This is a genomic window from Leclercia sp. UBA2479, from assembly GCF_002341985.1.
GTDB classification, from domain to species: Bacteria; Pseudomonadota; Gammaproteobacteria; order Enterobacterales; family Enterobacteriaceae; genus Enterobacter; species Enterobacter pneumoniae.
This window is the reverse complement of sequence record NZ_DDPB01000008.1, coordinates 123,767-143,221: the sequence shown is the minus strand read 5'-3', so window position 1 is coordinate 143,221 and position 19,455 is coordinate 123,767. Positions and strand designations below refer to the sequence as shown.

The window sequence follows — 19,455 nt, the reverse complement described above, 5'->3', positions numbered from 1 at the left end:
GCTTAGAAAACAAGTGATTGACTGATTATTGAGGCAAGATATATGGACTGGTATCTCAAAGTACTGCGCAACTACATTGGATTTGGTGGCCGCGCCCGCCGCAAAGAGTACTGGATGTTTGTTCTGGTGAACTTCATCCTTATCCTCGTGCTGGGCATCCTCGATAAAATGCTCGGCTGGGAGCGCGCCGGGGGCGAAGGGGTGCTGACGACGATTTATGGTCTGCTGGTTCTGCTGCCGTCCTGGGCCGTTCTGTTCCGGCGCCTGCACGACACTGACCGATCGGCGTGGTGGCTGTTGCTGGTGCTTATTCCCATCGTCGGCTGGCTAATTATTCTGATCTTCAACTGCCAGGCTGGCACGCCGGGTGAAAACCGTTTCGGGCCGGATCCTAAACGGCAAGCCTGATACCTTGCCCGGCGGCATTGCGCCACCGGGCATGCACTTATTTGACGGTAAACAGCTTCTGGATCTCGCGCAGGCACCAGGATTTGGCCTCGCCCATGCTGTCCCGACGCCACGCCATAATGATATCCACTTCGCTGGTGTACTCCGGGCTGACCACGCGCAGGCGCCCTTCAGCAATATCTTTTTCCACGAACGGATAAGGCATAGTGGCGACGCCCAGCCCGGCCAACAGCGCCTGGCGTTTATCTTCCAGCGTACTGACGGTGAGACGCGGCTGCTTATCCAGCAGCTGCACGGTCAGTACCGGACGTTCGCGGGCGGTATCGGCCACCGCCACACCACGGTACTTCACGCGGGTAACTTCTGAGAGCGGCTCGGGCTCGTCATGAATCGGATGATCCGGGGCAGCAACATAGACATTCATTACGCTATAGAGCTTACGGGAGTTGATCTCAGACGAGGATCGGAAGTGCATGTCCGGCGCAATGACAATATCCGCCCTGCCCGTTTCAAGACGCTCCCACGCCCCTGCCAGCACCTCGGTGATGATCGACAGCTGCGTATTGGCTTTATCCGCCAGTCTTTCTACCAGCGGGAAGAGCGCGTGCGTCGGGACGAGCGCTTCTGTTACCAGAGTGAGATGAGTCTCCCAGCCGCGAGCCAGAGCCTCTGCATCGGTAGTGAGTTTATCAGCCGCCTCCAGCAGTACACGCCCGCGCTCAAGCAACATGCGGCCAACATTGGTGAATTTTGTTCGATGACCGGAGCGGTCAAATAACACCACATCCAGCTCTTCTTCCAGCTTCTGCATGGTGTAACTCAGGGCTGACGGCACGCGCCCCAGCTCGTCTGCAGCCGCAGCAAAGCTGCCACGTCTGTCAATCGCGTCCATGACGCGCAGCGCTTCAAGCGTCAGTGCTCTCTCTTTAGCCATAACGTTATCATTCAGGAAATTTGAACATAGTGGGCAGAATATCTGGCTAACAATGCAGCGTCCATACCTTTACCATTGTTTTAGTGTAAAGAGAGGTCAAGCATTATGATTACTACAAGAACTGCAAAGCAGTGTGGACAAGCCGACTTCGGTTGGTTGCAGGCCCGCTATACCTTTTCCTTTGGACACTACTTTGACCCGAAACTGTTGGGCTACGCCTCACTGCGCGTGCTGAATCAGGAAGTGCTTGCACCAGGCGCCTCCTTCCAGCCGCGTACCTATCCTAAAGTGGATATCCTTAATGTGATTCTGGAAGGCGAAGCCGAGTACCGCGACAGCGAAGGCAATCATGTCCAGGCGAAGGCCGGTGAAGCGCTGTTGATTGCCACCCAACCAGGCACAAGTTATAGCGAGCATAATCTCAGCAAAGACAAAACGCTGACCCGCCTGCAGCTGTGGCTGGACGCATGCCCGGAGCGTGAAAATGCACCGGTTCAGAAGATGGTATTGCAGGACGGTAAGCAGCAGCTGCTCGCTTCGCCGGACGGCAGCCAGGGTAGCCTGCAACTGCGCCAGCAGATTTGGCTGCATCATATTGAGCTGAAGAAAGGCGAGGAGCTTAGCTTCCAGCTGCATGGCCCGCGCGCCTATCTGCAGTCGATTCACGGCACGGTACATGCCGTCACGCATGCGCAAGGGAAAGAAGCGCTGACCTGTGGTGACGGGGCGTTTATTCGTGATGAAGCGAATATTACCCTGGTCGCGGATTCACCGCTGCGGGCATTGCTGATTGATTTGCCGGTGTGACGATAATCCCTGCTGACCCTCTCAGAAAGAGAGGGTCACGGGAAAGGCGTTACACTTTGCTCATCATAATCTCAATGATCTGCTTATCCGTGGCCTGCATTGAGCGGCATGCCAACGCGCACAGATTTGCGATCGACTGTTCCACATCCTGCGCAACTATCCCTTCATTGCCCGTCACGGCAGACTCCTCCAGTGCCATCATCACCGCTTTCCAGGCACTGGATACGCTGGTAGAGACCTTCATGGCGCAGCTGTTCGCCGCCCCGTCACAGATGATGCCACTGACATCCCCGATCATACTGCCGATCGCCATCGCCATCGTCTGGTAGTTGCCGCCCATTAGCCAGGCCATGCCTGCTGCTGCCCCCATTGCTGCCGTCGTGGCGGCACACAGTGCCGACAATCGCGGAAGCTGGTTATGGATGTAGATGGCCACCAGATGAGACAGCATTAATGCCCGTGCCAGCATGTTCTCGTCGGCCTGAACATATTCAGCAACGACCACGACCGGCATAGTGGCAGCGATCCCCTGGTTGCCAGAGCCTGAGTTACTCATCGCCGGCAGTGTCGCTCCGCCCATGCGTGCGTCCGAGGCGGCGCTGGTGCGAATAACAATCTCCGACGCAAGATCCTGCGCCATCCAGCCACGCTCGCGCTGTTTTTGCAGCGTAGCGCCGATATGGAGACCCCATTTCCCGCTCAGCCCCTCGCGGGAAAGCGCATCGTTGAGCCGGGCGGCCTCCAGGATGAAGCGGATATCCGCAAAGGGAACGTGCCCGGCAAACTCAAAGATCTGCGACAACGTAGCCGTGGAAAGTACAGCCAGTGGATCATCGTCGTGGTGCTCTACCTTCTCATTGCGATGAAAACATGTTTTTCCGCCGCAGGTAATCTCGATCACACGCGTATGTTCACCGGCAATGGTCACCGAGGCTGACTCATCATCTGCATAGACGCAGGCGCGGGAATAGAGGATCTCATCGCACGGCACCTGCAAGTTTATCTGCACTTTACCGGCATCCAGCAATGCTTTAGCCCTGGTGAGCGCCTCGGCTGAGGCCTCTTTGAGCACTTCCAGCCCGCCCTGCGGATTGCCCCCCAGCGCTCCCAGCGCCGCGGCAACAGGCAGCCCGACCATCCCGGTTCCTGGTACTGTTACCCCCAGCCCGTTTTTCATCAGATTTGGCGATACCCACGCTTCAATGTGCGTTACCGGCTTCGTGAGTTGCCCGGCGGCAATCGCACAGGCCAGCGCCAGAGAGATGGGTTCGGTACAGCCAAGGGCAGGTTTTACTTCCGCCCGGACAGCGCGAATAAAAGGGTTCCATAAAGGATTCGTGAACTCAGACATCTTAACCACCTAAATGATCCTCAGGAGAAGGCGAGGAAAGGAGAAACGCAAAGCAGCACGCCGGTGATAATAATGATCATCAGCGATACGCCTTTGTATTTATGCAGTGCGGGGACTTTATAGACCAGCCAGGCGGGAATTAAGCACCCCACCATGCCAAAGATAGGACTGCAAATAGAGGTGAAGCTCAGTACCGGCGCATTTAAGACAATGGCGCTCCAGGCCAGTAAAATGGCGAAAAGCATGATGCCGCGCTGTACCAGGGATTCATTGATTTTTTCTGCCGGCATCCTGCGGCGCAGAATATTCATCACGATGCCCTGTGTGGCTTCGCGAAAGCCGAGATACACACCGAAGAACGCGGTCATAACGGCAAAAATATTGAGGATGACGCTGACAATTTTGACCCAGCTCGCCCCCTCGCCGCTAATAAATTGTGCCGCAATCGCCAGCGCGGAAATATTCTGTTCATACGCTTTTACCGCATCGTCATGCCCCATCGCCAGCGTGAAAGAGACCGCGTAAAAGAAGACCGTGACAAACAGAATGCCGAAGGCGATATTCATCGCCCGCAGCGCTTTATAGCGCGCGACTTCTACCGACTTTTCTCGCGAGCGATAAGAGATCACCATCGGGCTTAACGTCTGAATAAAAAGAATCGAAGTGAGCGTAAAGGGCAGCGTAATAATGGCGTTTTTAATCAGCAGTCCGACGGGCGGCAGCATGCCCACGTTGGCTAAGTGCCAGAGACCAATCATCGACAGCCCCAGCGCCGCGACGACAAACAGCTTTGTAAGCACCATCAGGCTTGAAACCTTAAATAAGAGCTTTTCACCGCGCGATGAGATCGCCACCAAAATACAGATCAGCAGCAAGCCGTAGAAGGGATTTTCCGAAAGCAGGCCGTCGGTAATGCCAAAGGTGTGTAAATAAGAGGCGCTGTCATTGGTGATCGCCGTGGAGTAGACAAACATCCAGATCACCAGCATCACGAAATAGAGCGCGCCCAATAAAATCCCCCAGTTCTTGCCCAGGTAGCCGCTAATAACGCTCGGGTAATCTTTGCATTCTGGTGATTCCGCCAGCGTATTTATAAAGAGACGCTGGAAGAGATACATTGCCGGATAACCGATTATTGAAGAGAGCAGGAATACCCACAGGCCCATTAATCCCACCTGGACCGGGAGAAAAACAATTCCCGCACCTATCGCCATGCCGATACTCATAATGATCCAACCGGTATCGGTACTGTCGAATTTAATGGCTTCTTGCCATTCACTTTCACGCATTCCCGCTCGCATTGCCGCAGGGGAATCCGTGACCATCACGCTGCTATTTTTCGCCGTATCCATAAGGCTCTCGCTTATTGTGTAGGGTATAGAGTTCTCATTTTTGGGTCTGTGCTCATCAGCGATAATGAGCCAGAGATGTGCAGGCGCGAATTATTGGAATGGGGAAAATCATACCCGCAGGTGAAGAGAAAAAAGTCACAATATTAATAAGGCTTTTCGAAAATTAGAGCAAAAATTGCTCCTGATTGTGTGCCTAAAGGAATGATTTTCTTGGTATTAGCGTTGCACGTTAAAAAACATGCCAAAGCAAAAACCCCGCCGAGGCGGGGTTTTCTTGAAGTATAAAAGCAAAAAACCCCGCCGTAGCGGGGTTTTCTTTAAGAAGTTGAAGCTGACCGATAAGCCGGGTTCTGTCGTTGGACAGTCATTCATCTAGGCCAGCAATCGCTCGCTGGCTCAAGCAGCCTACCCGGGTTCAGTACGGGCCGTACCATGTGAACCCCTATTTGGCCTTGCTCCGGGTGGAGTTTACCGTGCCACGGACTGTTACCAGCCGCGCGGTGCGCTCTTACCGCACCCTTTCACCCTTACCTGATCCCACTTGCGCGGGCCATCGGCGGTTTGCTCTCTGTTGCACTGGTCGTGGGTTCCCCCCCCAGGCGTTACCTGGCACCCTGCCCTATGGAGCCCGGACTTTCCTCCCCTCCGCCCGTCTCCCCCGAAAGGGACGACGACGAAGCGGCGACTGTCTGGTCAGCTTCGGCGCGAAGTATAGAGGGTTTGCGCCCCGCTGTCACCCTCGCGTGTGCATCCCCACCCTTAAGGTGGCGGCAACATTGCGCGAAGCGCGATAAATATTATCCGATGCGTTACGGAAGGCCTCTTCCAGCGTCCCAATACTGTTCAGCACGCTGAATACGGCATCGATACCATACTGATGCACCACCGCTACGTCGCGGGTCAGACTGCCGGCGATACCAATCACCGGTTTATGATATTTTTTGGCTACGCTTGCCACGCCCACCGGCACTTTGCCGTGAATACTCTGGCTGTCGAGGCGCCCTTCCCCTGTGACTACCAGCGTACAATCGTGGATATGTTCTTCCAGATGCAGGGCCTGGGTGACAATTTCGATACCGCTACGCAGTTCCGCACCAAGGAAGGCGGTCAGCGCCGCGCCCATACCGCCTGCCGCGCCGGCACCTGGCATATTTTTCACGTCGATACGCAGCGATGCTTTAATCACGTCGGCGAAGTGCCCAAGATTGGTATCCAGCTCGACAATCATCGCCTCCGTCGCCCCTTTCTGTGGGCCGAAAATCCTCGAGGCGCCCGTCTCCCCCACCAGCGGGTTGGTCACGTCACAGGCCACGCGAATAGCGCAATGCTTCAGGCGCGGGTCGAGGCCGCTGGTATCAATATGATTCAGCGCCACCAGGCTTCCGCCGCCATAACCAATGTCGGTGCCATTAGCATCCACCAGCCGGGCCCCCAGTGCCTGGACCATGCCCGCACCGCCGTCGTTAGTGGCGCTGCCACCGATGCCAATAATGATATTACGCGCCCCTTTATCCAGCGCAGCGAGGATCAGCTCCCCGGTGCCGCGAGAGGTGGTGGTTAAGGGGTTACGTTGTGCCGGAGGCACCAGCGCCAGGCCGCTGGCCGCCGCCATCTCGATAAAAGCCGTGGTGCCATCGCCAGAGATACCCCAGCAGGCATTCACCGTTTCACCCAGTGGCCCGGTGACGGCAGCGTGCTGTAGCGCGCCGTTTGTGGCGGCGATCATCGCTTCGACCGTGCCTTCGCCGCCGTCGGCGACCGGAACAGAGACATATTCTGCGTCGGGGAAAATTTCCCGAAATCCTTTTTCTATTGCCTGCGCTACCTCGGTAGCGGAGAGACTTTCTTTGTAAGAGTCAGGGGCAATTACGATTTTCATAGTTATAGCCTGTTACCGCTCGAGGCAGAAATACCGGGCGCGTCCCCGCGCCCTTCTTCGTTAGCGCGTGATTTCCACTTTCGCCAGTTTTTCGTAATAGCATGCGATTGCGCTGTGATCCGCCGTGCCCAGTCCATCTGCACGCAGCGCCTGCATCATCTCCATAACCGCTGCGGTGAGCGGCAGCTGCGCCCCTACGCCGTGAGAGGTATCCAGCGCGTTCGCCAGATCTTTGATATGCAGATCGATACGGAAGCCAGGCTTGAAGTTACGATCCATCACCATAGGTGCCTTCGCATCCAGCACGGTACTGCCCGCCAGGCCGCCACGAATTGCCTGATAGACCAGGTCCGGGTTAACACCTGCTTTGGTTGCCAGGCTCAGCGCTTCGGACATCGCGGCGATGTTCAGCGCGACGATCACCTGGTTCGCCAGCTTGGTCACGTTACCGGCACCGATTTCGCCGGTATGAACCACGGAGCCCGCCATCGCTTTCATCAGGTCATAATATTTGTCGAAGATCGCTTTATCGCCGCCCACCATCACGGACAGGGTGCCGTCGATCGCTTTCGGTTCACCGCCGCTGACCGGCGCATCCAGCATATCTACGCCTTTCGCCTTCAGCGCTTCGCTGATTTCGCGGCTCGCCAGCGGGGCGATAGAACTCATATCAATGACCACCAGGCCCGGCTTCGCCCCTTCAATAATGCCGCCTTCACCCAGCGCCACCTCTTTTACGTGCGGGGAGTTTGGCAGCATCGTGATAATCACATCGCACTGCTCTGCAATGGCTTTCGCAGAGGCGGCTGTTTCTGCCCCGGCGGCAATCACATCCGCAATAGCGTCGGGATTACGGTCAGCAACCACCAGTGAGTAACCTGCTTTGATGAGGTTTTTACTCATTGGTTTACCCATGATACCCAGGCCAATAAAACCAACTTTCATCGTCATAATTGCGTCTCTCTCTTTCTCTCAGTGGTGATTATTTTTTAAAGGAATCCGCTAATTTCTGCGTGGCGGAACGGAATACGCCCAGGTCACTGCCTACGGCGACAAAGGTTGCGCCCCACTCCAGATAGCGACGGGCATCAGCCTCAACCGGCGCCAAAATGCCGCACGGCTTACCGTGTGCCTTGGCGCGGGCAAAAATATGCTGAATAGCACGCTGTACGTCCGGGTGGTTGGCATTACCCAAGTGACCAAAAGCGGCGGCCAGATCGCTTGGCCCGACAAAGATACCGTCTACACCGTCGGTGGCGGCGATAGCGTCCAGGTTATCCACCCCCTGCTGGCTTTCAATCTGTACCAGGATGGTGATGTTTTTGTTGGACTGCGCTAAGTAGTCCGGCACGGTGCCAAACATGTTGGCGCGATGAGAAACCGATACGCCACGGATCCCCTCCGGCGGGTAACGGGTAGAGGCCACCGCCTGCACCGCCTCTTCTTCGCTCTCCACAAACGGAATCAGGAAGTTGTAAAACCCGATATCCAGTAGGCGCTTGATGATCACAGGCTCGTTGGTCGGCACGCGCACGACCGGTGCACTGTGGCTTCCCTTCAGCGCCATCAGCTGAGGAATAAAGGTGGTGATATCGTTCGGGGCATGTTCGCCGTCCAGTACCAGCCAGTCGAAACCTGCCAGGCCCAGCACTTCGGTGCTGATGGGGCTCGCCAGAGCAGACCAGCAGCCGATTTGGATCTCTTTTGCCGCCAGCGCAGCTTTGAATTTGTTCGGGAAGATATCGTTACTCATCGCTTATACCTTTGCTTATTTCTGCAATTCCATACGTTTGATGTCGCCTACCACGAACAGGTAGCAGACCATCGCCATCAGCGCCGAACAGCCTACGAAGACCAGCGCCGCGTTAAACGAATGCAGCTCACTTACCAGATAGCCAATCACCAGCGGAGTGACGATTGACGCTACGTTACCGAATACGTTGAATACCCCACCGCACAGGCCGACAATCTCTTTCGGCGCAGTATCGGAGATAACGGGCCAGCCCAGCGCGCCAAAGCCTTTTCCAAAGAATGCCAGCGCCATCAGCATCACCACCAGCGTGGTGTTATTGGTGTAGTTACACAGAATGATGGTCGAGGCCAGCAGCATCCCGAGCACGATAGGTAATTTACGTGCCAGCGTCAGTGACATACCGCGTTTAATCAGGTGATCCGAGAACACACCGCCCAGCACACCACCGGCAAAACCACACAGCGCAGGGATGGAGGCGACCAGGCCCACCTTCAGAATCGACATCCCCTTCTCCTGCACCAGGTAGATAGGGAACCAGGTGAGGAAAAACCAGGTAATGGTGTTGATAAAGTATTGACCAAAAAAGACGCCCAGCATCATGCGGTTAGTCAATAACTGCTTGATATAATGCAGCTTTGGACCATTCGCTGCTTTGTCGCCGGGCTTTTTGTGATCCATATCGACCACGGCGCCATTCTCAGAGATGAATTTCAGCTCTTCAGCAGACATGCGCGGATGGTCGGTCGGGTTGTGAATGAACTTCACCCACATGCCGGTCAGCACAAAGCCAATGACACCCATAACGGTAAAGACATGTTCCCAGCCCCAGGCAAAGGTCAACCAGCCCAGCAGCGGGGAGAACAGCGCCAGCGAGAAGTACTGCGCAGAGTTAAAGATCGCCGATGCGGTGCCACGCTCTTTGGTCGGGAACCAGGCAGCCACGATACGGGCGTTTGCCGGGAAGGAGGGCGCTTCCGAGAAGCCGAGCATAAAGCGCATGAAGAACATCGACACACCGGCCCAGGCCAGCGGGAACATATCGACAAAGCCCTGTAGGAAGGTAAACAGGGACCAGAAGAACAGACTGTAGGTATAGACTTTTTTGGAGCCAAACTTATCCAGCAGCCAGCCGCCCGGGATCTGCATCAGCAGATAAGCCCAGCCGAATGCGGAGAAGATGTATCCCATCGACACGGCACTTAACTGCAGCTCCTTTGCCACTTCCGTCCCGGCAATCGATAAGGTCGCGCGGTCAGCGTAGTTAACCGCAGTCACAATAAAAATAATCAGCAATATTAAATGACGGGTATGAATACCCTTTTTCGTTTCTACAGCAGTATCCAGGCTCATATATAATTCCTCGGGCACATCGCTATACTTTTTATTATTTTAAGAAGAAGTTTCCCTGGTTATTTTAGACAGCAGGTAATATCAATTAATTAACCAGATACAATGAAATCGAGAATAAGTATAAACATCAGACTCAACCTGCACATTGTGTTAAAGCTCAATTATCACGCCAATAACGAATAATATATTGAGCATATGCACAACATCCTGGGCGCTGATGCACAGATTTACGCATAAGCCGCCAGTCGCGGCGCTCTCTCTCCCCGATGAGTGATCATGATCACTTTTTTATTCCCGGAGTCCTGACATTCTTTATTCAACAAGACCGAGACTTTATTTCTGACAATAAGAAAATAAGCATCCTCTTATCGACTTTTAATATCTAAAACTTCGCTGGAGAATACTGAACAATGGCCGACATCGAAATTCGTCAAGAGTCGCCGACGGCGTTTTATATAAAGGTGCATGACACCGATAACGTGGCGATTATTGTTAACGATTATGGGTTAAAAGCAGGAACCCGCTTCCCGGACGGACTGGAGCTGATTGAGCATATCCCGCAGGGACATAAGGTGGCGCTGGTGGATATTCCGGCGAAAGGCGAAATTGTTCGTTACGGTGAAGTTATTGGCTACGCGGTGCGTGCTATTCCACAGGGCAGCTGGATCGATGAATCACTGGTCGAACTGCCAAAAGCTCCACCGCTGAATACCCTGCCGCTGGCGACCCGCGTGCCGGAGCCGCTGCCGCCGCTTGAGGGTTACACCTTTGAAGGCTACCGCAACGCAGACGGCAGCGTAGGTACAAAAAATCTGCTCGGCATTAGTACCAGCGTACACTGCGTGGCAGGCGTAGTGGATTATGTGGTGAAAATCATTGAGCGTGATCTCCTGCCTAAATACCCCAACGTCGACGGCGTGGTAGGACTTAACCACCTGTACGGCTGCGGCGTGGCGATCAACGCCCCGGCGGCCATCGTCCCCATCCGGACGATTCATAACATCGCTCTGAACCCCAACTTCGGCGGCGAGGTGATGGTCATCGGGCTCGGCTGTGAAAAACTGCAGCCAGAAAAACTGCTGATGGGCACCGAAGATGTGCAGGCTATTCCGGTGGATGACGCCAGTATCGTGCGTCTGCAGGACGAGCAGCACGTGGGCTTCCGTTCGATGGTCGACGACATTTTACAGGTGGCCGAACGCCATCTGGCGAAACTCAATCAACGCCAGCGTGAAACCTGTCCGGCTTCCGAGCTGGTTGTGGGTACCCAGTGCGGCGGCAGCGATGCGTTTTCAGGCGTGACCGCGAACCCGGCGGTCGGCTACGCCTCGGACCTGTTTGTACGCTGCGGCGCCACGGTAATGTTCTCTGAGGTCACGGAAGTGCGTGACGCAATCCATCTGCTGACCCCGCGCGCCGTCAATGAAGAGGTGGGTAAACGTCTGCTGGAAGAGATGGCCTGGTACGACAACTATCTTGATATGGGTAAAACCGACCGCAGCGCTAACCCCTCTCCGGGCAACAAAAAGGGCGGCCTTGCAAACGTGGTGGAGAAAGCCCTCGGCTCGATTGCCAAATCTGGCCAGAGCGCCATTGTGGAAGTGTTGTCCCCGGGTCAGCGTCCAACCAAACGTGGCCTGATCTACGCGGCGACCCCGGCGAGCGACTTCGTCTGCGGCACCCAGCAGGTGGCCTCCGGTATCACCGTACAGGTATTCACCACCGGACGCGGCACCCCGTACGGCCTGATGGCGGTTCCGGTGATCAAGATGGCCACCCGCACCGAGTTAGCAAACCGCTGGTTTGACTTAATGGATATCAACGCTGGCACCATCGCCACCGGTGAAGAGAGCATTGAGGATGTGGGCTGGAAGCTGTTCCACTTTATTCTTGATGTGGCGAGCGGCCGTAAGAAAACCTTCTCTGACCAGTGGGGCTTGCACAATCAACTGGCGGTGTTTAACCCGGCGCCAGTTACCTGAGTTGGCAGTAAACCTTGCTTAGCATGGCTTCGGCCATGCTTTTTTTTATTCTGCATTCAGCGCAGGATGCCGGCCGAGGGTGTCTGCCGTTAAGCGATCTCAACGGCCTGATTGAGGCTGGCCGGTGTGATACCGGCTCACCGCTTACTCCCCTTGCTGCTCCAGGGCGTATTTATACAGCGCATTCTTTTTCACACCGTGGATTTCGGCGGCCAGCGCGGCGGCTTTCTTCAGGGGAAGCTCGGCCTGCAACAGCGCCAGGGTGCGCAGCGCATCGGCAGGCAGCGCGTCCTCTTCGGCTTTGTGGCCTTCCACAATCAGTACCATCTCGCCCTTACGACGGTTCTCGTCCGCTTTAACCCACGCCAGCAGTTCGCCGACGGGCAAGCCATGGATCGTCTCCCAGGTTTTGGTGAGCTCGCGTGCCAGCACCACGTAGCGCGACGTTCCCCAGACGGCGACCATATCTTCTAAGCTCTCCAGCAGGCGGTGGGTGGATTCATAGAAAATAAGCGTGCGCGGCTCGGCTTCCAGCGCTTTAAGTACGTCGCGACGTCCTTTCGATTTTGCCGGTAAGAAACCTTCATAGCAGAAACGATCGGAAGGCAGACCCGCAGCGCTTAAGGCCGCGATGGCGGCACAGGGGCCAGGCAGTGGCACTACGCGGATGCCCGCTTCCCGGCAGGTACGCACCAGGTGATATCCAGGATCGTTGATGAGCGGCGTGCCGGCATCTGATACCAGGGCAATGTTCTGCCCCTCTTTCAGCTTCGCGACCAGCGTCTCTGCCTTTTGCTGCTCATTATGGTCGTGCAGCGCGAACAACCGCGCGCTGATAGCGAAATGCTGTAGCAGTAATCCCGTATGGCGGGTGTCTTCAGCTGCAATTAAATCAACGCTTTGCAATACGGTGAGTGCACGTTGGGTAATATCAGACAAATTCCCGATGGGAGTAGGTACAATATACAGTTGACCCTGAGAATTATCTGCCGTTTCGTGTTGTTTCATTGTTTCATCCGTATTGCCGATTTAATATTGAGCATGCGTAAAAAATATCACTGGATACAGTATGGTACCCTTAACGTTTCTTCGTAACAAAGTCACGCGCAGCCTTCCCCTTGTAGTTGCCGCGCTGATTTTTGCAGGCTGTGGCACCCAGGCGCCCGATCAGACGACTCCTCACATGGAGGGCACTGCTCAGGCTGATTCCGGCTATTATCTGCACCAGATGGAGCAGAGCTCGAATGATACCAGGATCAACTGGCAATTACTTGCCATTCGTGCACTGCTGAAAGAAGGCCAAACCCAGCGGGCAAGCGAACTGTTTAACCAGTTGCCGCAGGATCTCACCGACAGCCAGCGTCGCGAGCAGCAGCTTCTTGCCGCTGAGCTGAAAGTGGCACAGAACGACGCTGCTGGCGCGAAAAAGATCCTTGCCGATATTGACGTCAATGCACTGGAAAACAACCAGCAGGCACGTTACTGGCAGGCCGTCATCACCACCGAGCAAGGCCGCCCTTCCCTGACGCTTCTCCGTGCTCTGATTGCACAAGAGCCTTTGCTGGCAGGGGACCTGAAGCAAAAGAATATTGATGCCACCTGGCAGGCGCTGTCGTCCATGACGCAGGATCAGGCCAGTAAGCTGGTGATCAACGCCGATGAAAACATTCTGCAGGGCTGGCTGGATCTCCAGCGCGTCTGGTTTGATAACCGCAATGATCCCACGATGTTGAAAGCGGGTATTACCGACTGGCAGACCCGTTATCCCAACAACCCTGGTGCTAAAATGCTGCCAACGCAGCTGGTGAACGTGCAGAATTTCAAACCTGCCTCCACCAGCAAAATAGCGCTGCTGCTGCCTTTAAATGGCCAGGCAGCCGTATTTGGACGCACCATCCAGCAAGGCTTTGAAGCCGCGAAAAACGGCACCACGGCGGTGACGGGGAGCGCAGTACCGGCGCAGACAGCTCAGGCTGCAAACGTGAATGACGTTGTTAGCCCTTCTGCGGCAGAGACCAGCGATCTGACGGCGACCCAGCCGCAGGGCACGATGCAGAACCCGGTTACCGCCCCTACCACCCCATCCGCAGCCCCGGCGACCCAGCAAGCTCCGCAATCGCAGGCCACCCCGGCGACGAATGCGGCAGCCACGGAGCAGCCGAAGACTATGGAGCCACAACAACAGGCGGCACAACCGCAGACTACTGAGCCACAACAACCGGCTGCGCAACCGCAGGCCGTAGCAGCGACCACGGCGAACCCGGGCGCTGAGCTGAAGATTTATGACACCAGCGCACAACCTTTGGATCAGGTGCTGGCTCAGGTTCAACAGGACGGCGCCAGCATCGTGGTCGGGCCGCTGTTGAAAAACAACGTGGAAGAGCTGATGAAGAGCAACACCTCGTTAAACGTGCTGGCGCTTAATCAGCCAGAGCAGGTACAGAACCGCGCCAATATCTGCTATTTCGCCCTCTCTCCGGAAGACGAAGCCCGCGACGCCGCGCGTCATATCCATGAGCAAGGTAAGCAGGCGCCCCTGTTGCTGACCCCACGCTCTACGCTGGGCGATCGCGTCGCGAATGCCTTTGCCCAGGAGTGGCAACAGCTGGGTGGCGGCATCGTGCTGCAGCAGAAATTCGGCTCAAGCTCAGAGCTGCGCGCCGGGATTAACGGCGGCGCAGGTATCGCGCTGAGTGGCAGCCCGGTCACCGCCAGTCTGCCGCAGCAGCAGGGTGTGACCATCGGCGGCCTGAACATACCGGCTCCGCCAACGGATGCGCAAATCTCGGGTGGCGGTAAGGTCGATTCAGCGTACATTGTGGCCACACCGGAGGAGATCGCCTTCATCAAACCGATGATTGCCATGCGCAATGGTAGCCAGAGCGGCGTGACGCTGTATGCCAGCTCCCGCAGCGCGCAGGGCACCTCTGGCCCTGACTTCCGTCTGGAGATGGAAGGTCTGCAGTACAGTGAGATCCCCATGCTCGCCGGCAGTAACCCGGCGCTGATGCAGCAAGCGCTCGGCAGCGTACGTAACGACTACTCGCTGGCCCGCCTGTACGCCATGGGCGTTGATGCCTGGGCGCTGGCAAACCACTTCACTCAGATGCGTCAGGTACCCGGCTTTGGAATTAGCGGCAACACTGGCGATCTGACCGCGACTCAGGACTGCGTGATTAACAGGAAGTTATCATGGCTCAAATACCAGCAGGGGCAGATCGTCCCGGCCAGTTAAGCCGTAAACAGACCGGCGACGCATGGGAATTACAGGCGCGTCGCTGGCTGGAGAGCAAGGGACTGCGCTTTATCGCCGCAAACGTCCGCGCGCGCGGCGGTGAAATTGACCTCATCATGAAAGAGGGCCGGGTGACGGTGTTTGTCGAGGTTCGCTACCGACAAACATCCCACTTTGGCGGTGCCGCCGCCAGCGTGACCCGGGCCAAGCAACAAAAATTATTACAGACCGCCCGCGTGTGGCTTGCCCGCCATAATGGGAGTTTTGATACTGTGGATTGCCGGTTCGATGTGGTAGCCTTCACCGGAAACGCCATCGAATGGCTTAAAAACGCCTTCGGCGAAGACGCGTAAACCAGATCGTTAAGGGATATTGTGCTCGAAAGAATTAAGGTGTGCTTCACAGAAAGCATTCAGACTCAGATAGCCGCGGCAGAAGCGCTGCCGGATGCCATCTCACGCGCCGCGATGACGCTGGTGCAGTCCCTGCTCAATGGCAACAAAATTCTGTGCTGCGGTAATGGTACCTCGGCCGCCAACGCCCAACATTTCGCCGCCAGCATGATCAACCGGTTCGAAACGGAGCGTCCGAGTTTACCCGCCATTGCACTTAATACCGATAACGTGGTCTTAACAGCGATTGCTAACGATCGTCTTCACGATGAAATCTATGCCAAGCAAGTCCGTGCGTTAGGGCATGCCGGTGATGTGCTGCTGGCTATCTCTACGCGCGGTAACAGCCGCGACATCGTCAAAGCCGTAGAAGCGGCCGTCACTCGCGATATGACTATCGTAGCGCTGACGGGATACGACGGTGGCGAGCTGGCCGGGCTTTTGGGTCCGCAGGATGTGGAAATTCGCATTCCCTCTCACCGCAGTGCGCGCATCCAGGAGATGCATATGCTGACGGTGAACTGTTTATGCGATCTGATCGATAACACGCTTTTCCCTCACCAGGATGATTAAGGAGTCAACATGAAGGCATTTTCGCCCCTCGCAGTCCTTATTTCTGCGCTGCTGCTTCAGGGATGTGTCGCCGCAGCGGTCGTGGGTACTGCCGCAGTGAGCACCAAAGCCGCAACCGACCCACGCTCCGTGGGCACGCAGGTAGATGACGGCACCCTTGAGTTGCGTGTAAACAGCGCGTTGTCCAAAGACGAACAGATTAAGAAAGAAGCGCGCATCAACGTGACCGCTTATCAGGGCAAAGTTCTGCTGGCAGGCCAGGCGCCCACCACCGAACTGGCATCCCGTGCGAAGCAGATCGCCATGGGCGTTGAAGGTGCGACAGAGGTGTTCAACGAAGTGCGTCAGGGGCAGCCAATCGGTCTGACCACTGCGTCATCGGATACCTGGATCACCACCAAAGTGCGTTCGCAGCTGTTGGGTAGCGATCAGGTGAAATCTTCCAACGTAAAAGTGACCACCGAGAACGGTGAAGTCTTCCTGCTCGGTCTGGTTACCGATCGTGAAGGCAAAGCGGCAGCGGATATCGCCAGCCGGGTGAGCGGCGTGAAGCACGTCACTACCGCCTTTACCTTCATCAAATAACCTTCTTGCCCTCAAGAAGGTCTTACAACAGGCCGGATGCGCTTAACGCCATCCGGCTTTTTTTATACCAGCGCAATGCTTCCCACAATAATTCCACTCAGCGCAACCAGCATCCCCGTCAGCCACAGCGCTTTTGCCGGGAATGATTTACGCAGCATGATAAGCGATGGCAGGCTAACCGCCGGAAGCGTGATGAGTAGCGCCAGCGCCGGGGCGACGCCCATACCCGCCAGCATCATGGTTTGCACAATCGGGATCTCGGCGGCAGTAGGAATTACAAATAACATACCGGCCACGGCCAACGCGATCACCCACAGCAGCGAGTTTTCAACGGCACCGTCCGCATGCGGGAAGAGCCAGACGCGGGCTGCGCCAAGAACCAGTACCGCAAGGATATAGACCGGGATCGTGCTCCAGAAGAGCTGCCAGAGCGCTTTACCCCAGCGCGACAGGAAACTGCCCTGCGGCTCCGGGAGTTCGACCTGCAGCGGCGCAGGGGTCACGGCGGTCTCTTTCACCAGTCTCTGCACGAGGGTTGCCACCACCAGCACGGTCAACAGACCCGCGACCAGACGAATAAAGGCAAAATGCCAGCCAAGCACGAAGCCCATAAACACCAGCGTGGCGGGGTTGAGCAGCGGGTTGCCCATCCAGAATGCCAGCGCCCCGCCCATCGACACTTGCTGGCGACGCATCCCGGCGGCCACCGGCGCGGCACAGCAAGTGCACATCATGCCCGGCAATGAGAAGAGCGTACCCAGCAGGGTCCCCTGAAAACGGGGTTTCCCTAAGGTTCGCAGCAGCCAGTTACGTGGGATCAGCACCTGGATCAGCGAGCCAAGTAATACCCCTAGCACCGCAGCTTTCCATACGGCCAGGAAGTAGACCAGCGCATAGTCCCACGCCGCCTGCAGCGGGCTGCTGTTGGCGTTAGCGAGAATTGATTTACCGATCGAGTGGGTATCGGCGGCAGTAAAGGCTTTGCCGTAATAGGGCTGCCACTTCACATACCAGAGCCCAATAATAACAACGAGAAAAAAGAGAGCGGGCTTCCACCACTGCAGTGGTGTTGCCGCCTGAGATGAAGACTGACCAGTCATAGCATTCCCCGGGGAGTGTTTTTAATTTTGCCCGGGGATATTACGCCTCGCCTTTTGAAATTTCATGCAGTTTTGCTGAAGGAATAATATTTACCCCCTCTCTGGAGGGGGAAAGCCCCTCGCTCAGCATCGCTCTGGCCACTTCGCGTCCGTCGATTGATTTCCAGTTGCCCGGTAACAGTGAGAAGAGAGGGGCAAACAGGGACTCGCTAAAACGGTGCTTTTCACGCTCACCCAGGAGCATGGAAGGGCGAACGATGGTCAGCCGTTCCCACTTCTGCGCGATTAACGCCTCCTCCATCTTCCCCTTCACTTTGTTATAAAAGAAGGGAGAGCGGGCGCTGGCCCCCATTGCGCTGACCACCAGGAAGTGTTTAGCGCCCAGCTTTTTCGCCGTCAGGGCGGTATCCACGACCAGGGTGTAGTCCGCATGGATAAAAGCCTCTTTGCTGCCCGCTTCGCGCCGGGTGGTTCCCAGACAGCAAAAAGCGATATCAATCGGGTCCTGGACCTGCGCCAGCGCATCGCTCAACTGCGGATCGTGAGGGTTAAAAACGCCCGAAATATCCGCCAGCGGACGACGCGTGGGGGCGGCGATATAATTTACCCGCCGATCCTGAATTAACATTCGCAGTAGATGCCCGCCCACCAGTCCGGTGGCGCCGGTAATTAGCACCTGACTCATTTTTTTCCCCTTTGCAGAATAGTCCGTAGGCGATTTTGCCCTGCTCGACCACACTTAGAAGTCTGTGAGGTAAGTATTTACCACAAACGTAGAAAAATCTGTCTGAAGCCAAAACAACGGAGGAAACATGAGCAAGAAAATTGCGGTCCTGATTACCGACGAGTTTGAAGATTCAGAATTCACCTCACCCGCTGAGGCGTTCCGCAAAGCGGGACATGAGGTCATCACCATTGAGAAAGAGACCGGCAAAACCGTCACGGGGCATAAAGGCGAGGCGAAAGTGACCATCGATAAAAACATTGATGAGGTCAGCCCGTCAGATTTCGACGCCCTGCTGTTGCCGGGTGGCCACTCCCCGGACTCGCTGCGCGGAGATGACCGTTTCGTTACCTTTACGCGCGATTTCGTTACCAGCGGGAAACCGGTGTTCGCCATTTGCCATGGCCCCCAACTGCTGATCAGCGCGGATGTGGTGCGCGGACGTAAGCTGACCGCGGTTAAACCGATCGTCATTGATCTGAAAAATGCCGGGGCAGATTTTTACGACCAGGAAGTGGTGGTCGATAAAGACCAGTTGGTCACCAGCCGTACGCCAGACGATCTGCCTGCCTTTAACCGGGAAGCGCTACGCCTGCTCGGCGCGTAACCAGTGCAGTTTTTTACCAAAGCCCAGCGTGTTATCGGTGAACTTCAGTTCATCGAGTCGGATCTCCCATACCGGCGCTAACATCGCTGCGGCAATTGGGAAGCGGCGGATGTAATGCTTACGCATCGCGTCGCTTTCCTCTCCCTCCAGGCGGCGAATCTCCCCTTTAAACTGCACACCGCGGATCAGCGCCACGCTTTTTGGCTGGCCATTGACAGTGCCTGCTACTTTCGCCTGTTGCCCGGTCATTTGTGCGTGACGCGTCTTATCTTCGCTTAAGACATAGAAAGCCACAGCTTGTGGATCGTAATAATAGAAGGCATTCGCACACCACATTTCGCCCTCGTGATGTACGCACCAGGTCACGACGTGCTGCTTTGCCAGCCAGCGGTTAATGGTGGGCAGTGTTTCCATTTTGCGTCT

19 protein-coding genes and 1 other RNA gene are annotated in these 19,455 nt (G+C 56.0%); 8 read left to right on the top strand and 12 right to left on the bottom strand.

All coding sequences use genetic code 11. The annotated features are described in order from the left end of the window. The first annotated feature begins 42 nt into the window (after positions 1-42). Entirely contained in the window at positions 43-408 is a 366-nt protein-coding gene (locus B3B59_RS08970) for a DUF805 domain-containing protein (protein ID WP_046885802.1), read from the top strand. Between the two features lie 37 nt (positions 409-445). Here the strand turns inward: B3B59_RS08970 and B3B59_RS08965 are convergent, their stop codons facing one another. Then, the gene (locus tag B3B59_RS08965; RefSeq protein ID WP_040073923.1) at positions 446-1,342 is read right to left on the bottom strand and encodes a LysR family transcriptional regulator; all 897 of its coding nucleotides are present in this window, start codon (positions 1,340-1,342) and stop codon (positions 446-448) included. Positions 1,343-1,447: 105 nt separating this feature from the next. Here B3B59_RS08965 and B3B59_RS08960 point away from each other — a divergent pair, with 105 nt between their 5' ends. Next, complete coding sequence (locus B3B59_RS08960) at positions 1,448-2,149, top strand: pirin family protein (protein ID WP_046885801.1); 702 nt, start codon at positions 1,448-1,450, stop codon at positions 2,147-2,149. 49 nt (positions 2,150-2,198) lie between these two features. Here the strand turns inward: B3B59_RS08960 and B3B59_RS08955 are convergent, their stop codons facing one another. The 7 genes from B3B59_RS08955 to garP form a co-directional block, all read right to left on the bottom strand. Beyond that, positions 2,199-3,500 carry a serine dehydratase subunit alpha family protein gene (locus B3B59_RS08955; protein ID WP_286808748.1) on the bottom strand — a complete coding sequence of 434 codons (1,302 nt, stop codon included), beginning with the start codon at positions 3,498-3,500 and terminating at the stop codon, positions 2,199-2,201. A 20-nt stretch (positions 3,501-3,520) separates the two neighbouring features. Further along, the gene (locus tag B3B59_RS08950) at positions 3,521-4,852 is read right to left on the bottom strand and encodes an amino acid permease (protein WP_046885800.1); all 1,332 of its coding nucleotides are present in this window, start codon (positions 4,850-4,852) and stop codon (positions 3,521-3,523) included. Between the two features lie 323 nt (positions 4,853-5,175). Continuing rightward, positions 5,176-5,553, bottom strand: an RNA gene (gene rnpB / locus B3B59_RS08945) — RNase P RNA component class A. A gap of 32 nt (positions 5,554-5,585) precedes the next feature. Next, entirely contained in the window at positions 5,586-6,731 is a 1,146-nt protein-coding gene (gene garK / locus B3B59_RS08940) for a glycerate 2-kinase (protein ID WP_212476736.1), read from the bottom strand. A gap of 60 nt (positions 6,732-6,791) precedes the next feature. Next, positions 6,792-7,682, bottom strand: coding sequence for a 2-hydroxy-3-oxopropionate reductase (gene garR / locus B3B59_RS08935; protein WP_046885798.1), 891 nt, complete (start codon positions 7,680-7,682; stop codon positions 6,792-6,794). 31 nt (positions 7,683-7,713) lie between these two features. After that, the gene (gene garL / locus B3B59_RS08930; protein WP_040073918.1) at positions 7,714-8,484 is read right to left on the bottom strand and encodes a 2-dehydro-3-deoxyglucarate aldolase; all 771 of its coding nucleotides are present in this window, start codon (positions 8,482-8,484) and stop codon (positions 7,714-7,716) included. 15 nt (positions 8,485-8,499) lie between these two features. Then, positions 8,500-9,834, bottom strand: coding sequence for a galactarate/glucarate/glycerate transporter GarP (garP, locus tag B3B59_RS08925; protein WP_040073917.1), 1,335 nt, complete (start codon positions 9,832-9,834; stop codon positions 8,500-8,502). A gap of 410 nt (positions 9,835-10,244) precedes the next feature. Here garP and garD point away from each other — a divergent pair, with 410 nt between their 5' ends. Further along, positions 10,245-11,816 (top strand): galactarate dehydratase, encoded by a 1,572-nt coding sequence (garD, locus tag B3B59_RS08920; protein WP_040073916.1) that lies wholly within the window; start codon positions 10,245-10,247, stop codon positions 11,814-11,816. A 144-nt stretch (positions 11,817-11,960) separates the two neighbouring features. Here garD and rsmI read toward each other — a convergent pair whose 3' ends face one another. Further along, positions 11,961-12,824, bottom strand: coding sequence for a 16S rRNA (cytidine(1402)-2'-O)-methyltransferase (rsmI, locus tag B3B59_RS08915; RefSeq protein ID WP_212476741.1), 864 nt, complete (start codon positions 12,822-12,824; stop codon positions 11,961-11,963). Positions 12,825-12,885: 61 nt separating this feature from the next. Between rsmI and B3B59_RS08910 the strand changes: the two genes are divergently transcribed. Genes B3B59_RS08910 through dolP form a run of 4 tightly spaced genes read left to right on the top strand, consistent with a single transcriptional unit; the run spans position 12,886 to position 16,601 of the window. Then, entirely contained in the window at positions 12,886-15,051 is a 2,166-nt protein-coding gene (locus B3B59_RS08910) for a penicillin-binding protein activator (protein ID WP_286808745.1), read from the top strand. Beyond that, the gene (locus B3B59_RS08905; RefSeq protein ID WP_207292459.1) at positions 15,009-15,404 is read left to right on the top strand and encodes a YraN family protein; all 396 of its coding nucleotides are present in this window, start codon (positions 15,009-15,011) and stop codon (positions 15,402-15,404) included. Before B3B59_RS08910 ends, B3B59_RS08905 begins: the two co-directional genes overlap by 43 nt. A 21-nt stretch (positions 15,405-15,425) precedes the next feature. After that, a complete protein-coding gene (gene diaA, locus B3B59_RS08900; RefSeq protein ID WP_003861754.1) occupies positions 15,426-16,016 on the top strand; it encodes a DnaA initiator-associating protein DiaA in 591 nt (196 codons plus the stop codon). A 9-nt stretch (positions 16,017-16,025) separates the two neighbouring features. Further along, positions 16,026-16,601: a division/outer membrane stress-associated lipid-binding lipoprotein gene (dolP, locus tag B3B59_RS08895; RefSeq protein WP_040073912.1), complete on the top strand. Its 576-nt coding sequence runs from the start codon at positions 16,026-16,028 to the stop codon at positions 16,599-16,601. Positions 16,602-16,663: 62 nt separating this feature from the next. Here dolP and B3B59_RS08890 read toward each other — a convergent pair whose 3' ends face one another. Together B3B59_RS08890 and B3B59_RS08885 are read right to left on the bottom strand one after the other, a co-directional pair. Next, positions 16,664-17,701, bottom strand: coding sequence for a permease (locus tag B3B59_RS08890; RefSeq protein WP_046885794.1), 1,038 nt, complete (start codon positions 17,699-17,701; stop codon positions 16,664-16,666). A 40-nt stretch (positions 17,702-17,741) separates the two neighbouring features. Beyond that, entirely contained in the window at positions 17,742-18,386 is a 645-nt protein-coding gene (locus tag B3B59_RS08885; protein WP_046885793.1) for an NAD(P)H-binding protein, read from the bottom strand. A gap of 127 nt (positions 18,387-18,513) precedes the next feature. On the opposite strand from B3B59_RS08885, the gene B3B59_RS08880 reads away from it, so the two are divergent. Continuing rightward, positions 18,514-19,032 carry a type 1 glutamine amidotransferase domain-containing protein gene (locus B3B59_RS08880; RefSeq protein ID WP_286808743.1) on the top strand — a complete coding sequence of 173 codons (519 nt, stop codon included), beginning with the start codon at positions 18,514-18,516 and terminating at the stop codon, positions 19,030-19,032. Here the strand turns inward: B3B59_RS08880 and B3B59_RS08875 are convergent. Then, positions 19,012-19,446, bottom strand: a complete 435-nt coding sequence (locus tag B3B59_RS08875) for a YhbP family protein (protein ID WP_286790072.1) — start codon at positions 19,444-19,446, stop codon at positions 19,012-19,014. The two genes, B3B59_RS08880 and B3B59_RS08875, sit on opposite strands and share 21 nt — an antisense overlap. Between the last annotated feature and the right edge of the window lie 9 nt (positions 19,447-19,455).

Excerpts from the sequence above, each read along its gene's own strand:
- rsmI (WP_212476741.1), bottom strand. The coding sequence starts at position 12,824 with ATGAAACAACACGAAACGGCAGATAATTCTCAGGGTCAACTGTATATT.
- garD (WP_040073916.1), top strand. The coding sequence starts at position 10,245 with ATGGCCGACATCGAAATTCGTCAAGAGTCGCCGACGGCGTTTTATATA.
- dolP (WP_040073912.1), top strand. The coding sequence starts at position 16,026 with ATGAAGGCATTTTCGCCCCTCGCAGTCCTTATTTCTGCGCTGCTGCTT.
- B3B59_RS08965 (WP_040073923.1), bottom strand. The coding sequence starts at position 1,342 with ATGGCTAAAGAGAGAGCACTGACGCTTGAAGCGCTGCGCGTCATGGAC.
- garL (WP_040073918.1), bottom strand. The coding sequence starts at position 8,484 with ATGAGTAACGATATCTTCCCGAACAAATTCAAAGCTGCGCTGGCGGCA.
- B3B59_RS08880 (WP_286808743.1), top strand. The coding sequence starts at position 18,514 with ATGAGCAAGAAAATTGCGGTCCTGATTACCGACGAGTTTGAAGATTCA.
- garK (WP_212476736.1), bottom strand. The coding sequence starts at position 6,731 with ATGAAAATCGTAATTGCCCCTGACTCTTACAAAGAAAGTCTCTCCGCT.
- garR (WP_046885798.1), bottom strand. The coding sequence starts at position 7,682 with ATGACGATGAAAGTTGGTTTTATTGGCCTGGGTATCATGGGTAAACCA.
- B3B59_RS08950 (WP_046885800.1), bottom strand. The coding sequence starts at position 4,852 with ATGGATACGGCGAAAAATAGCAGCGTGATGGTCACGGATTCCCCTGCG.
- B3B59_RS08890 (WP_046885794.1), bottom strand. The coding sequence starts at position 17,701 with ATGACTGGTCAGTCTTCATCTCAGGCGGCAACACCACTGCAGTGGTGG.
- B3B59_RS08970 (WP_046885802.1), top strand. The coding sequence starts at position 43 with ATGGACTGGTATCTCAAAGTACTGCGCAACTACATTGGATTTGGTGGC.
- B3B59_RS08955 (WP_286808748.1), bottom strand. The coding sequence starts at position 3,500 with ATGTCTGAGTTCACGAATCCTTTATGGAACCCTTTTATTCGCGCTGTC.
- B3B59_RS08885 (WP_046885793.1), bottom strand. The coding sequence starts at position 18,386 with ATGAGTCAGGTGCTAATTACCGGCGCCACCGGACTGGTGGGCGGGCAT.
- garP (WP_040073917.1), bottom strand. The coding sequence starts at position 9,834 with ATGAGCCTGGATACTGCTGTAGAAACGAAAAAGGGTATTCATACCCGT.
- B3B59_RS08905 (WP_207292459.1), top strand. The coding sequence starts at position 15,009 with ATGGCTCAAATACCAGCAGGGGCAGATCGTCCCGGCCAGTTAAGCCGT.
- B3B59_RS08960 (WP_046885801.1), top strand. The coding sequence starts at position 1,448 with ATGATTACTACAAGAACTGCAAAGCAGTGTGGACAAGCCGACTTCGGT.
- B3B59_RS08875 (WP_286790072.1), bottom strand. The coding sequence starts at position 19,446 with ATGGAAACACTGCCCACCATTAACCGCTGGCTGGCAAAGCAGCACGTC.
- B3B59_RS08910 (WP_286808745.1), top strand. The coding sequence starts at position 12,886 with ATGGTACCCTTAACGTTTCTTCGTAACAAAGTCACGCGCAGCCTTCCC.